The 13,782-nt window shown below is 57.3% G+C and carries 16 protein-coding genes; 8 read left to right on the top strand and 8 right to left on the bottom strand.

Going from position 1 to position 13,782, the window contains the following annotated elements; all coding sequences use genetic code 11:
- Positions 1-13 precede the first annotated feature (13 nt).
- Positions 14-916, top strand: a complete 903-nt coding sequence (locus tag NWQ23_RS06970) for a DMT family transporter (RefSeq protein WP_306165539.1) — start codon at positions 14-16, stop codon at positions 914-916.
- Here NWQ23_RS06970 and NWQ23_RS06965 read toward each other — a convergent pair.
- Positions 913-1,590 (bottom strand): NUDIX domain-containing protein, encoded by a 678-nt coding sequence (locus tag NWQ23_RS06965; protein ID WP_306165538.1) that lies wholly within the window; start codon positions 1,588-1,590, stop codon positions 913-915. The two genes, NWQ23_RS06970 and NWQ23_RS06965, sit on opposite strands and share 4 nt — an antisense overlap.
- Positions 1,591-1,609: 19 nt before the next feature.
- The gene (locus NWQ23_RS06960; protein WP_306165537.1) at positions 1,610-1,999 is read right to left on the bottom strand and encodes a DUF983 domain-containing protein; all 390 of its coding nucleotides are present in this window, start codon (positions 1,997-1,999) and stop codon (positions 1,610-1,612) included.
- A gap of 444 nt (positions 2,000-2,443) precedes the next feature.
- Here NWQ23_RS06960 and NWQ23_RS06955 point away from each other — a divergent pair, with 444 nt between their 5' ends.
- A complete protein-coding gene (locus NWQ23_RS06955; RefSeq protein ID WP_306165536.1) occupies positions 2,444-3,985 on the top strand; it encodes an acyl--CoA ligase in 1,542 nt (513 codons plus the stop codon).
- Positions 3,982-4,959: a 2-dehydropantoate 2-reductase gene (locus NWQ23_RS06950; RefSeq protein ID WP_306165535.1), complete on the top strand. Its 978-nt coding sequence runs from the start codon at positions 3,982-3,984 to the stop codon at positions 4,957-4,959. The genes NWQ23_RS06955 and NWQ23_RS06950 overlap by 4 nt, the downstream gene beginning before the upstream one ends.
- Positions 4,960-4,999: 40 nt before the next feature.
- On the opposite strand, the gene NWQ23_RS06945 is transcribed toward NWQ23_RS06950, so the two are convergent.
- The 4 genes from NWQ23_RS06945 to NWQ23_RS06930 form a co-directional block, all read right to left on the bottom strand.
- Positions 5,000-6,517 (bottom strand): tripartite tricarboxylate transporter permease, encoded by a 1,518-nt coding sequence (locus NWQ23_RS06945; RefSeq protein WP_306165534.1) that lies wholly within the window; start codon positions 6,515-6,517, stop codon positions 5,000-5,002.
- Between the two features lie 36 nt (positions 6,518-6,553).
- Positions 6,554-7,057, bottom strand: a complete 504-nt coding sequence (locus NWQ23_RS06940) for a tripartite tricarboxylate transporter TctB family protein (protein WP_306165533.1) — start codon at positions 7,055-7,057, stop codon at positions 6,554-6,556.
- Between the two features lie 61 nt (positions 7,058-7,118).
- Positions 7,119-8,090 (bottom strand): tripartite tricarboxylate transporter substrate binding protein, encoded by a 972-nt coding sequence (locus tag NWQ23_RS06935; RefSeq protein WP_306165532.1) that lies wholly within the window; start codon positions 8,088-8,090, stop codon positions 7,119-7,121.
- Between the two features lie 154 nt (positions 8,091-8,244).
- The gene (locus NWQ23_RS06930) at positions 8,245-9,099 is read right to left on the bottom strand and encodes a universal stress protein (RefSeq protein WP_306165531.1); all 855 of its coding nucleotides are present in this window, start codon (positions 9,097-9,099) and stop codon (positions 8,245-8,247) included.
- A 377-nt stretch (positions 9,100-9,476) separates the two neighbouring features.
- On the opposite strand from NWQ23_RS06930, the gene NWQ23_RS06925 reads away from it, so the two are divergent.
- The 4 genes from NWQ23_RS06925 (at position 9,477) to NWQ23_RS06910 (ending at position 11,436) form a co-directional block, all read left to right on the top strand.
- Positions 9,477-9,938 carry an EF-hand domain-containing protein gene (locus tag NWQ23_RS06925; RefSeq protein WP_306165530.1) on the top strand — a complete coding sequence of 154 codons (462 nt, stop codon included), beginning with the start codon at positions 9,477-9,479 and terminating at the stop codon, positions 9,936-9,938.
- 77 nt (positions 9,939-10,015) lie between these two features.
- On the top strand, positions 10,016-10,603 hold the full coding sequence (locus NWQ23_RS06920) for an RNA polymerase sigma factor (protein ID WP_306165529.1): 588 nt from the start codon (positions 10,016-10,018) through the stop codon (positions 10,601-10,603).
- Positions 10,596-10,952 (top strand): hypothetical protein, encoded by a 357-nt coding sequence (locus NWQ23_RS06915; RefSeq protein WP_306165528.1) that lies wholly within the window; start codon positions 10,596-10,598, stop codon positions 10,950-10,952. The genes NWQ23_RS06920 and NWQ23_RS06915 overlap by 8 nt, the downstream gene beginning before the upstream one ends.
- Entirely contained in the window at positions 10,945-11,436 is a 492-nt protein-coding gene (locus NWQ23_RS06910; RefSeq protein ID WP_306165527.1) for a periplasmic heavy metal sensor, read from the top strand. The genes NWQ23_RS06915 and NWQ23_RS06910 overlap by 8 nt, the downstream gene beginning before the upstream one ends.
- Here the strand turns inward: NWQ23_RS06910 and NWQ23_RS06905 are convergent.
- Positions 11,425-12,825 (bottom strand): diguanylate cyclase, encoded by a 1,401-nt coding sequence (locus tag NWQ23_RS06905; protein ID WP_306165526.1) that lies wholly within the window; start codon positions 12,823-12,825, stop codon positions 11,425-11,427. The two genes, NWQ23_RS06910 and NWQ23_RS06905, sit on opposite strands and share 12 nt — an antisense overlap.
- An 85-nt stretch (positions 12,826-12,910) precedes the next feature.
- On the opposite strand from NWQ23_RS06905, the gene NWQ23_RS06900 reads away from it, so the two are divergent.
- The gene (locus NWQ23_RS06900; protein WP_306165525.1) at positions 12,911-13,189 is read left to right on the top strand and encodes a DUF3572 domain-containing protein; all 279 of its coding nucleotides are present in this window, start codon (positions 12,911-12,913) and stop codon (positions 13,187-13,189) included.
- Here NWQ23_RS06900 and NWQ23_RS06895 read toward each other — a convergent pair.
- Positions 13,186-13,782 (bottom strand): flavin reductase family protein (locus NWQ23_RS06895; RefSeq protein ID WP_306165524.1); only part of this gene is annotated, 597 nt, incomplete at its 5' end. The two genes, NWQ23_RS06900 and NWQ23_RS06895, sit on opposite strands and share 4 nt — an antisense overlap.

Here is a 13,782-nt window from a genome sequence, read left to right as displayed (position 1 = left end):
GCATAGGGGGTTCATGGAACCCTGGATCCTGATCACAATCGGTGCGGCGGCGGCGCAAACCTTGCGGTTTATGCTGCAAAAGCAACTCAAAGGTCTGGCGCTTTCGACCGCCGGAGCAACTTTTGCACGGTTCATCTATTCCGCGCCTTTGGTCGCTGTCATCGCGATCCTCTATGCGACGACAACGGGGCAGGGTGCGCCGGATATTCCTGCGGCCTTCTGGCCTTTTGCGCTGGCGGGCGGCACATCGCAGATTTTGGCGACCATGTGTGTTGTGGCATTGTTCAGTCACCGCAACTTCGCCGTTGGGATCACTTTCAAGAAAACCGAAGTCCTGCTCAGCGCGCTTGTCGGTTTCCTGATTCTTGGTGACACGTTCACCGCGCCCACGATTGCCGCGATGTGTCTGGGTCTGGTGGGCGTGCTTTTGCTGTCGGATCAGCCGGGCGGTATCGGGCGCTGGTATCAGCGGATATTCAGCCGCGCGACCGCCTTGGGTCTGGGCGCTGGCGTCCTGTTCGGAGTTTCCGGCAATGGCTATCGCGGGGCATCGCTGTCGCTGGGCGATGGCGATGTGTTTTACCGCGCTACTATGACCTTGGCCATTGTGACGGCGTTGCAGACCGTGGCGATGGCGCTGTGGCTGGTCTGGCGTGAGCGGGGCGAAATCATGCGGGTCTTGGCCGCATGGCGCGTGGCGGGACTGGTGGGACTGACCAGCATGATCGGGTCGATCTGCTGGTTCACGGCCTACACGTTGCAAAACGCGGCCTACGTCAACGCAGTGGGCCAGATCGAACTGCTGTTTTCTCTGATCATCGGTGCATTCGTTTTTGGGGAGAAAGTGACGGCGCGCGAATGGCAAGGATTGCTCGTGTTGACGTTCAGCATAGTGCTGCTGGTTTTGCTGCTCTAAAGCAGGCTGCGGCCACCCAAGCGGCTGACCAGATGCGCCTCGTCATCATTGCGAAAGAAGGGCACGCTGGCGGGTGGGCCACCGCGCGTAATATGGCTGGACAATTCGGCCAGTACCACTTGGGTAATAAAGGGCAGATTGAACTGGCGGGCCTGTGCCAAAGGGACCCACTGCAGATGGGCCAGTTCATCCTCGGCATTGGAAAAATCATCGGGTGGCGTGACCAGATCGGCGGCGTCGGCCAGAAAGAACCGCGCATCAAAGCGGCGCGGTGGGCCGACCGGCGTGATGGCGCGAAAGAAGAACTGCAGAGCCGTTGCATTGGGAACGTGGCCAGTGGCGGCAAACCCGCGCCAACCTTGCGGTGGATCGGTCCACGGTGCTGGGGTGCCAAGGACTTGGCCGGTCTCTTCCCATAACTCGCGGATCGCAGCGGCGGCCAGTGCGGCGGCAGGAACAGTGCTTTCGCTTTCAAGGCGGGTTTGGTCCAGGTCCGGTAGCGGGGTCAGCGGGACCGCCGCATCATTGCGATCCACAGCTCCACCGGGAAATACGAATTTGCCGGGCATGAAGGCCGCAGAAGCGCCACGCTGGCCCATCAGAACTGCGGGATTTTTGTCAGCGTCGCGAAGGACAATCAGGGTCGCAGCGTCGCGAATGGCCGTTTTGTCCATGCTTGCCCTTTGTCCTGCCTCAGTGGTTGTGGCCGAACCCGTGCATCCGCCGGGCCCATTGAATGGCCACAACCATGCCCTTCATGCGCGGCAAAAGAAAGAGCGACAAGGCCACAGCACCGGTGGTGAGCACAGTCGCCATAACGATGGGTTCGGGCCGAAAATGAACCCACATCAGGTGAATGGCGAAACCCATGATGTGGCCCACCAGCAGGATCGTCAGATAGGCGGGGCCGTCATCCGCACGGTGATGAAAGAGTTCTTCGCCGCATTCCGGACAGGTATCGGCCACCTTCAGATATTTGGTGAACATGTGACCCTTCCCGCAGTTCGGGCAGCGCTCGCGCCAGCCACGCAGCAGCGCTTGGCGTGTGGGGCGGTCTTCGATCTGGGTGTAGGCGTCCGACATTTGTGTTCTCCATCGTTGCCCCTCACATGGACCATATGCGCATGATTTGCAAAGGGCATCGTGCCCCGCAAACCCTCGGGCGGATTTCAGCTTTGGCCGAAGGTCGTGGCGCTAGGCGCGGGATATCCAAGAGCAAGAAGGAATTTCCAGATCATATTGCCGGAATTTGCCCGCGAGTAGGTCATCCAATTCAGTGATCGCAAGCGTCCGCGTTGCGCCAAATCGCTGTCGTTCAGTGCTCTTATTTGGATATCCGATGTCCAATGGTATGCCACCGATCACAGGCATCGCCACCCGCTCGACCGCCAATTTCTGTCACCGGATATGTCAAGATAGCGATCCTTGATCTGGCATGGATAAACCTCGATAGCTTTGTTACTTATTGCGTTGAAATCGGGAGCGGGTGCGCTACTGTTTACGGATAATTTTGGGTGGAGAATAGAATTGGCAGACACGCTTAAAGGACTACTCGAGAGCCACGAGAGCTCGGCACATGCAATCGGCGCGCCGGATCGCGACTGGTTGACCTACGGTGAGCTAAGAGCGCTTGCTGTAGACGTGGCGACTTTGCTGCATGGAGCGGGCATCGGGCGTGGCGATCGGGTGGGGATCGTGCTGCCAAACGGTCCCGAAATGGCGACCGCCTTCATCACCATTGCACAGACAGCTGTGACGGCACCGCTGAACCCTGCCTACCGCGAAGACGAATTCGCATTTTATATGGAAGACTTGAAAGCCAAGGCGGTGGTCTTGATGGAAGGCGACGACGGCCCTGCGAGCGCTGCCGCCGAAAAACTGGGTATCACGGTCCTGCGGCTCAAGAGCGATGCGGGGAAACCCGCTGGATACTTCACGCTGCAGACCGAAAGCACAGGCACCTGCGATCAAGCGCCACCCGAAGCAGATGATGTTGCCCTGATCCTGCACACTTCCGGCACGACATCGCGGCCCAAGATCGTTCCGCTGCTTCAGTCAAACGTCGCGGCATCCGCGCAGAACATTGCCAAGTCGCTGGATCTGACTGCCGATGATCGGTGCATGAATGTGATGCCACTGTTTCACATCCACGGGCTTTTGGCGGCTGTGTCTGCCACTTTGTCATCAGGCGGTCAGGTATGGTGCGCGCCCGGATTTGACGCGTTGCGCTTTTTCGGCTGGCTGCGTGATGCGGACCCGACCTGGTACACAGCGGTTCCAACGATGCACCAAGCAATCCTGTCGCGCGCCGCGCGCAACGCCGATGTGATCGAGGGCGCGCGTCTGCGTTTGCTGCGGTCCTCTTCGGCATCGTTGCCCGGACCTGTCATGGAAAAGTTGTTCGAGACTTTCGGCGTTCCTGTGATTGAAGGATACGGCATGACCGAGGCTGCACATCAGATGTGTTCAAATCCGCTCAGACCCGGAGCGCAAAAGCCGGGTGCCGTGGGGGTCCCTGCGGGGCCGGAAGTACGCATCGCGCATGAAGTCGAGCCGCAATTGGTTGACAATAGCATGATTGGCGAGGTCGTGATTTCCGGGGCCAATGTGACACCCGGCTATGAAAGCAACCCCGATGCCAACGCTAAGAACTTTTTTGAAGTTGATGGGAAGCGCTGGTTCCGCACCGGCGATCAGGGCACCTTTGATGCTGATGGCTATCTCACTCTGACGGGGCGTTTGAAAGAGATCATCAACCGTGGCGGCGAAAAGGTCAGCCCGCTTGAGGTCGACGGCGTGCTGTCTGCGCATCCCGCTATTGCGCAGGTCGTGACCTTTGCGCTCCCGCATCCGAAGCTTGGCGAAGAAGTGGCCGCGGCAGTTGTGTTGCGTGAGGGAGAAGAAATAACCGAGCGCGATGTCCGGAACTTTGCAGCTGAACGGCTTGCCGATTTCAAGGTGCCGCGCAAAGTGATCATTCTTGACGAAATTCCCAAAGGAGCGACTGGGAAAATGCAGCGGATCGGTCTGGCTGAAAAGCTGGGCCTTGTTGATCCGGCAACGTCATGAAGATTTGTGTTTTTGGCGCGGGCGCAATTGGCGGCTACATGGGCGCAAAGCTTGCCGAGGCTGGTGCCGACGTAAGTCTGGTCGCGCGCGGACCGCATCTGGCTGCCATGAAAGCGAACGGGTTGACCCTGATCGAGGAGGGCGTGTCAAAGACGGTGCCGGTGACGGTATCGGATAACCCTGCCGATCTTGGGCCGCAGGACTATGTCATTGTGACGCTCAAAGCGCATTCGGTCCCGCCTGTCGTTGACAAGATGATGCCACTTATCGGTGAGAATACGACCATTGTTTCAGGCGTAAACGGTGTGCCTTGGTGGTATTTCCACAAGAGTGGCGGTGATCTGGAAGGCACGCGTTTGGCCAGTGTCGACCCGGGCAACGCGCAATGGGATGGTTTTGGCCCTGACAGAGTTTTGGGCTGCGTCGTCTATCCCGCAGCCGAAGTGGTAGAACCCGGTGTTGTCAAACACATCGAAGGGAACCGCTTTTCTCTTGGCGAGCCTTCCGGCGAGAAAACCGAACGCGCGATGGAACTGTCCAAAGCCCTGACTGCGGCGGGCCTGAAGGCACCGGTGCGTCCCAAGATACGCGATGAGATCTGGGTCAAACTTTGGGGCAATCTCTCGTTCAATCCGATTTCAGCCCTGACACACGCGACCCTTGATGTGCTTTGCACTGATCCCGGTACGCGTGAGGTTGCACGGAACATGATGCTTGAAGCGCAGTCGATTGCCGAAAAACTTGGTGTGAAGTTCCCTATCGACGTTGATCGTCGTATTCAGGGGGGTGCGGAAGTCGGTGCGCACCGCACGTCCATGTTGCAAGATTTGGACGCTGCGCGCCCGATGGAGATTGATGCGCTGGTTGGGTCTGTCCAGGAATTGGGCCGTGTCACTGGAACGCCTACTCCGACGATCGACACAGTTCTTGCCCTGGTTCAGCTACGCGGCAAGGTCGCTGGTCTTTACAGCTGACGAGACCCCGTTCTTTCTAGCGCGTGAAAAGCCAGCGTTGTTACGCTGGCTTTTTCTTGTTTCCGAGTTTCCTGCGGATCAAGTTGAATGCAGGCAGGAAAATCAGGATCAAGGCAGCGATCGTGATCGGCCCAGCGATAGGACGTGTAAAGAAGATCGACGGATCACCGGAAGACAGCAGCAGCGACTGGCGCAATGTCGGTTCTGCAATAGGGCCCAGCACGATAGCAAGTACAGCTGGCGCAAGTGGGTAATCGAACTTGCGCAGAAAGAACGCCCCGAACCCAAAACCGATCATCAGCCAGAGATCGAAGATATCACGCATGGCCGCGTAGCCGCCGACGATCGAAAGCACAAAAATAACCGGTGCCAGTATCGTAAAGGGCATCCGCAACATCCAGATGAAGACCGGGATGAACGCAAGGTTGATCAGAACAGCGGCCACATTCGAGATATAGAACGAGCCGATCAATCCCCAGACAAACTCTTCTTCGTCCACAAAAAGCCTTGGCCCCGGCACCAAGCCCCAAATCACCATCCCGCCAAGCAAGATAGCCGTTGTCGGAGAACCGGGGATACCCAGCGTCAGCATCGGAAGCATTGAACCGGTCGATGCCGAGTTATTTGCAGCCTCGGGTGCTGCCACACCATCGATAGAGCCCTTGCCGAACTCTTTGGGATTGCGCGACACCATTTTGGCGACGCCATACGACATCAGCGATCCCGGTGTTGCGCCAGCCGCAGGCAAGATACCCACAAAAAAGCCGAGGAAAGAGCCGATCATGCTGCCTTTCCAGCCGCGTTTGGTCGCTTCTTTTGTATCCGACGCCATCCCTTTTAGGGTCATCTTTGGTGTTGTTGCCGTGACTTCACCACGGGTCTGGTCGATGGTCCAAAGCATTTCGCCAATGCCATAGACACCAATCGCAAGGACAAGAAATCCAATTCCCTGCAAAAAGCCGTTGTATTCGAACAAAACAAGTCGAGGCGCACCTGATATCTGGTCAAAGCCGACAGCGCCTAGAACAAGACCAAGACAGATCGACAAAATCGTCTTGGGAATGTCATCTCCTCCCAAGCCAACGAAGGTCGCAAATGCCAGCAGCATCAGGGCAAAGATCTCGGGCGGGCCAAAGGACAGCGCGACCGACGCCAACAGCGGTGCAAACAAGGTAAAGAGGATATTCGCAACCGTCCCGCCAACGAAGGACGCAAGAGCCGCTGTAACAAGGGCAAGACTCGCACGTCCTTGAAGCGCAAGCGGCCTGCCGTCAAATGTCGTTGCCACCGCCGTCGACGCACCCGGAATTCCCAAAGTGATCGAGGACACGGCCCCGCCATACATCGCCCCATAGTAGATCGCTGCAAGAAAGATGATTGCCGAACCAGGAGGCACCAGAAACGTGACCGGTAGCAAGATCGCGACGCCGTTCACGGACCCCAGCCCCGGCATTGCACCAATAAACAAGCCCATGGTGACCCCGAGAAGGATCATCAGGATGTTCAGAGGCTGAAGCGACAACAGCATACCATTGCCAAGTAGAGAAAGGACTTCCATCGTCAGGTGCTTCCTTTGGGTAGAGGCGGCGCGGCCTCAGTAAATGATGTCGTAGAGAAAGTTGAAGACCGGATCGGTGAAAGGCAAACCGGAAGGCATCGTGATCCGCATCGCCCCTTCAAAGAAGAAGAACAAAGCGATAGGGCTGATGATCGCCATGGATAAGCTCAGGACCAGGCTATGCCGTCCGAGAAACCAAGTGTAATAGAACAAGAACACGGCGATAGCGCCATACATCGAAATGATGCTTACGAGCGCGACAAAGCCGATGATCCCACCGCCGACGAAAATCAGCGAACGCCAGCCGTGGCTATCGAGGACCGGTTCATCCGACTGAGAAGGCGGGCTTGTGCCACGCCACCAGTTGAACGCGATCGCCAAGCAAGAGATCAGCATGATGAAAGAAAGCCAAAAAGGCCAGGCGCCCCCGCCTGGTCCCGTTCCTGCGATATATCCAATGGGTAGTTCGGTGCTCTTCCACATCAGATAGATGGAGAAGAGGGCCAGAAATCCGGCGGTTACAATTTCGCCAACTCGCATCTGGCCCTCCTTGTTTATTCAAACCCGACGTAAGGCATAAAGTGTCGTGGTCGCGTCGTTCTTATTCACCCAAGGCGGCAAGCAGCGCCTTGTGGTTTTCAACCTGAAGTGCCCAGTAGTCGCGCTGCTCATCTGCATTCATCCAAAGTGGAGAGAGGCTTTCTGACTCAAGGTAACCCTGCCATGCTTCGGTTTCGTAGATCGTTGCGAACAGTTCCTGATAGTAGGCCGCGGCCTCATCAGACATGCCCGGCGCACCAACAACAGCGCGCTGGTTGTAGTAAGAGAAATCCTGACCCATCTCTTTCATCGTGGGCACATCCGGATAAGCAGGGATGCGTTCATCAGAGAATGCCAGAAGCGGAACAAAATCACCGGCTTCGTAGAAACCTTTGGCCTCGGCAGGGTTGTTCACGGTTGCCATGATCTGTTGGCCTGCAAGGTCTTTGGCAACAGCGCCACCGCCGTCATAAGGAATGTACTTGACGTCCAGGTCATAGGCGCCGGACATGAAGGCAATCACGATGCTGTCTTCCTGACCTGCTCCAGTTCCGCCCATCACATATTCGCCACCCATTTCTTTGACGGTGTCGATATACTGCTCGAAAGTCGTGATACCGCTGTCCTTGTGTACCCAAAGCACAAACGGATCGACGCCCATCATCGCGATGGGGGTAAAGGTCTGGATATCAATACCCAGGTCTGACTGGCGCAACGGGGTCGTGAAGAAAGAATTAAGTGTCACAAGGATGGTGTGATCGGGGTCATTGGTTGTGCTGAGATGGATCAGGGCTTCTGCGCCAGAACCGCCGCCCTTGTTATTTGGTACAAGCGGACGCGTTGTCAGGTCCTCCTGTTCGGCAATTGCCTGGATAAAGCGTGCGATCTGGTCGGCACCCCCACCCGCACCAGCCATAATGGCAAAATCAATAGGTTTCCGCGGTTGCCAGTCTTGGGCGAATGCCTGAATTGGTGCTGTTGCAAAAATAGATGCGCCAACGATTCCGAGCAGCGTTCGTTTGGTCAAGTTCATTTTATTACTCCCTTTATGGACTTAAGCCGCCAAGAAATCGAGAAAAGTGTTACAGGAGAATGGTCTCCATGATTAACAAGCCTAAGTAGCATTAGTAATTATCTTGTTGAAATTGCATTTCAAGTAAAACTTTGTTGCGCTGGCAATGAATACACTAGTGTACCAAAACCACAGGAATTTCTGCTTTGTCTACAACGACTTGCGTATTTCCGCCAAAGAGAGTTTCGCGCTCATGGTTTTGTCCGTAAGCACCCATAATCAGCAGATCGGCGTGGAGTTCTTCGGTGATGCGCAACAAGGCCTCTGCTGGGTTTCGGACCTCAAAGCGATGCACTTCGGCAGAGATACCGCGTAGACGGTAGTACTCGACCAGTTCCTCTGCAGGGGCGCCATGCGGCTCGCCTTTCCCGCCCGCGAGGATTGTGACGGACTGGGCGGACTTGGCAATATCGAGGGTCATTGCGACGGCGCGCGATGCTTCTAACGATCCGTTCCAAGCGACTGTAATGCGACTTCCGAAATCCGGTGGCACGGCGCGGTTGGGCGGACACATCAAGACCGGGCGGCCGGTGCGGAAAAGCGCTGACTTCAGTGAATTCGCACCGAGGTTGCGGTCTCGGTCCGGCTTGGCGACGACAATGATATCTGCCAGCCTGCCGTTATGTTTGATGACATCGGCCATCATCCCATATTCTTCCAGAAATTCGACCGAAGCCGTGCGCGGCATAGGTCTGTCGGTTTCGGTCAGTGCAAGCGACTGCGTCAGCGCGTGCAATTGCGCGCGAACGGCCTGTTCTTGCTGGTCTGCCAGTTCGGTCGCCTGCTGGATCATGGTCTCGCGCGCGAAAGCTGGCAGCGCACGGCTAAAGGGCATCAGATCCTCGGCCCGTGCGCGACAGTGGGTCACGATGATATGTGCATTATGAAGGCGTGCGAGCGCCGCAGCATGCCCAAGCACCGTTTCGATCATGCCATCGCCGCGAACTGGAACGATTATTCTACTGAGCATGTGTTCTTTTCCTTCAAATAACGTCCGAGTTCGATGAGTCCGGCCCTTGCCGCAAGACCATCCAACGATAGCCAGCCGATGAATTGCGTTCTGGTTTCACGATCCTGCAGCGACATGTGATCTGCAGTCAAGTTGCTTGGCCGCGCAGGCGGAAGATCCATCACATCAAGCGGTGCTGGCGGGCCGTCAAAGCCCGCCCATCGCTGGCTGACAGTGCTGCCGGTTTTCGCTCCGGACCCTGCAAGTTGCGCCGGCTATCTGTGGCGCGGGCCGTGCAACAGGTTTTTTTGCAAAGACCGCGACGGAAGTTTTCCTGACCTGCGTTGAAGGAGGGTCAGCAGCGACACAGCGCTGCCCCAAACGCAAAAGGAAACACGATGAAAACGAAAATCATGATGGCCGCCGTTCTCGCCGCATTGGTCGCAACCGCCGGTGCAGCGCAGCCGCAAAACCAGCGCGAGCGTCCTGATTTCACGACACTTGATCTGGATGGCGACGGTGCGTTGACACGCGAAGAACTGCTAGCCCATGGCGAGGCACGTTTCGCAACAGTCGACGCAAATGGCGATGGCGCGGTGTCTGCGGACGAACTGATTGCAGCCTCTAACGCCCGTGCAGCGGAACGTGCTGCCGCGATGATCGCACGTCTGGATGAAAACGGTGACGGGGTGCTGCAACAAGATGAAATGCAGCCGCGTCGCGGTGATGGTGATCGCGCAGCCCGCATGTTCGAACGTGTCGATGCCGATGGAAATGGCACCATTTCCCAAGAGGAATTCGACACTGCAAGAGAACGGCACGGTGATCGCCATGGTCAAGGCCCGCGCGATCGGGGCTAATCAGGACGGCGGCCGGGCGTGTCTCATGCCCTGCCGCCAATTGCCTTGGTCAGCCAATCCGGCTAGCACTTTGCCCAATGAACCCACAGTCAGATCCTTTTGCGGGAGCATCGGACGCCGCAGTCTTGGCGGCCTTCGCCAATGGCGATCAGCAGGCTGCGCGGATCTTGACCCAGCGCCTGTTGCCGCGCGTCTTGGCGCAGGCCACCCGAATGCTGGCAAACCCGACCGAGGCAGAAGATGTGGCTCAGGATGCAATGATGCGCCTTTGGAAGATCGCACCCGCGTGGCGACAGGATGAAGCACAGGTCAGCACATGGCTTTACCGTGTTGTGGCCAATCTTTGCACCGACAGGCTCCGCAAACGCCGGGGTGGCCTGTCGCTGGATCAGGTCGCAGAACCAATGGATAGCGCACCAAGCGTTGCTGCAAATATGCAGACGCAGACGCGCATGAAGGCCCTGTCGGATGCTCTGGCGCAACTGCCTGAACGGCAGGCTCAGGCGGTGGCGCTGCGACATCTCGAAGGGTTATCCAATCCAGATATCGCGCAAATCATGGACATCAGCGTGCGGTCCGTGGAAAGTTTGACAGCACGCGGAAAACGGGCCTTGGCCGATTTGATGGCAGGGCGGAAAGCAGAACTGGGGTACGACGATGACTGACCCAAAAAAGGATGATCTGGACGATCTGTTCGCTGATATGCGCAATCTTGCCGTCGTGCCAAGCGACGCGCTGATGACGCGTGTTCTGTCGGATGCCGCGACGGTCCAGCCCCAAAACGTTGTGCGCGACCGTCCGCGACAAGATATCTGGAACCGGATGCTGGAGGCGATCGGCGGCTGGCCTTCTTTGGGCGGTCTCGCGGCTGCGACGGTTGCCGGCATCTGGGTTGGCGTGGCCCCGCCGACATCAGTGCAGGACATCACCGCTTTTCTGATCGGTGATCAGGAGAGTTTGGAACTGATCCCGACCGAAGTGTTGCTTGTGGCTGGGGATTTTGTCGATGGCTGATCAAGAGAAGCAAGCCGCGAAGCCAAGCCGCCTTTGGCGTAGTGTGTTGGTGCTATCGCTGGCCCTGAATCTGGCCGTTGTCGGTGTGGTTGCGGGGGCTGTGATTTCGGGGCGTTTCGGCGACGGCCCACCGCGCAGCTTTGATCTGGGGTTGGGTCCGGTGACCCGCGCCTTGACCCAAGACGAGCGGCGCGAGATCGGGCGGGCGTTGCGCCGGGACCGCGGATTGCGCAGTTTCGATCTGCGGGGCCGTGTGTCCGCAATGGTCGCGGCAATTCAGGCCGAGCCCTTTGACGAGGCCGCGCTGCGCGGCCTGATGGCCGAACACGCGGCACGTGTCTCAGAGGTGCAAGCCAAGGCCCAAGATGCATTTGTGGACATGATATCCCAGATGAGCCCGGAACGCCGCGCCGCCTTTGCGGATCAACTGATCCAGGAACTGTCGCGCGACCGCCCCGAAAGAACCCGTCCTTCAGGCGGCTGATTTGCTGATCGCAACCTGATTGCGGCCTGCTGATTTCGCCGCATAGAGCGCCTTATCGGCCAGATCGCAGATTCTTTCCAAACCTGGCGTTTCCCCGCATGCCTTGTCGCTGACAGCGACACCAACCGACACACTGACCTTGATATCTTCTTGGCCGGCGCCAAGGTCAAAAACCGTATTATTGACCACCCGACGTAGCCGGTCAGCGGCAAGTTTGGCTTGCCTGATGGTGGTCCGTGGCATCGCAACCAGAAATTCCTCTCCGCCCATCCGCGCGACCATATCGACAGCGCGCAAATTCTTGCACAGCCGGTCAGCCAACTGGATCAACAGGCGGTCGCCAGCTGCATGACCATAGCTGTCGTTCACGACCTTGAAGTGGTCGATGTCGATCATCATCACCGCGAATGGTCTGTCTGATTTGTCTGCATCCTCGGCCATGCGCGTGAGGTGGGGAATAACATAGCGGCGGTTGTAAAGACCGGTAAGCGGATCGGTAATGGCCGCATGAAGCCCGCTGCGCAACGTATCACGGAGCCGGTCATTTTGGTGTTTGCGCCGGATCAAAGCCTTGGCGCGCAGTGCCATTTCGCGCATGTCCTTGTCTGCTTGCACAACATCATCCGCCCCGAGATCAAGAAACATGGCAGCAACCTGAGGCAAGTCCGCATCAACCACGACCAGTTGCTTGGCAAGCCGTGTTTCGCTGCGCGACCGCAGATCGGACGCCAAGGCAGAGAAATCATTTTGCCGCAGAGCGCCTGATGTCGCATCAAGAATAAAGAGATCAGGGGCGGGGGTCAGATCCACAACATTCAAGACATTCGCCATATCAAGAAGCTGGACTTTATGGGGCATGGTGCCGCTGAATGTCGCTGACAGGTCTGCCCACCGCTTTGGCCCAGAGGTCACAAAGGCAATCTGGGCTGCGTCCTCGAACAGGGCTGGGGTTTCCTGAAAACCAAGTGCCCGGCTGATGGTGTCGCGCGAGACTAGCTCTTGATGGATGCTGCGCACTCTCAGAAGGCTGCGGATACGGGCCAGCAAAAGCGCATCATTTATAGGATGTGACATGACATCATCCGCACCTGCATCAAGTGCGGCGAACCGTGCATAGGAGGTATCAGGCACGCCGATGGCAATAATCGCTATCGGTGCCGCATCTGCGACAGCGCGGAGCCTGTCACAAAACGCGGTCTGGTCCGCGTCAGCTTGCGCCATATTGATGAGCATAATGTCTGGCCGATGTGCGGCAATCGCAATTTCGGCCTCGGCCAGGTTGGCGCAAGCGTCCACAGCAAAACGGGCAGCAATCATTTTTACTTTCAGGAGGATCCGGTTTGTTGCGATGCTGTCGAAAATCAGAATGCGCGCTGGCAACTTGAACATCCTTCCTTGATGATGGAGCGGCTTGTAGGATGTAAAATCTGCTTTAATGGTTAATAAACTGTTTCCGTCGACGTCAGGAGTTAGAATGAAACAAGAACAGGCCGAGGTTATCGCGCTACAAGGCCTCGCCTGGCTGGCCGGAAATGATGATCTTTGTACCACCTTTCTTGGCACCACGGGCGGTTCTGTCGATGACCTGCGTCAAAGAGCGACCGATCCCGCGTTTCAGGCGGCGGTTCTGGAGTTCATCACGATGGATGACGAATGGATCATCGCCTTTTGTGACAGCGCAGGCATTGGCTATGATCAGCCGCTGCGCGCCCGATATGCCTTGCCCGGGGCTGAAAGCGTGCACTGGACCTAGAGGTCGATCTTAACCGTTGCGCCCGCCTCTTTTGCCCGGCTTTGGCACAGAATCATCGCGCGGCTTTGTTGCGCCTTTGATAGCACAAAGTCGCGGTGCTCGACCGCGCCTTCCAACACGCCGCATTTGCACACGCCACACAGCCCATCGGCGCATTTCACGTCCACATGAACGCCCGCAGCCAGTAGCGCGTCAGAGGCAGATTGATCCGCTGATACCGCAATTTCGCGGCCGTCTTTCAGTGTCAGTGTAAACGGGTGATTGATATAGTCCGGTTGCTCTGGCACCGCGAAATATTCAAGATGGCGGGCGTCTTCGGGAAAGCCGTTGGCCTCTGCCGCTTCCATGACGGCGTGCATATAGGCGTCTGGCCCGCAGGTGTAGATGTGTGCGCCGGTCTTGTATTCTGTCAGACGCGCAAGATCAGCGCGGCCACCTTCTTCAGAGACATGCAAATGCACATGTCCGGCCCAAGGCACCGTTGCCAAATCATCCAGGAACCCCGCATCGGACCGCCTGCGCACACTGTAATGCAATGCGAAATCCGCGCCGATACTGTGCAGCCGATGCGCCATGGCGATCATCGGCGTGAT

Source organism: Yoonia sp. (genome assembly GCF_030731595.1).
Taxonomy (GTDB): domain Bacteria; phylum Pseudomonadota; class Alphaproteobacteria; order Rhodobacterales; family Rhodobacteraceae; genus Yoonia.
The sequence above is the reverse complement of the archived record's forward strand: the minus strand, read 5'-3'. Positions and strand labels throughout refer to the sequence as shown.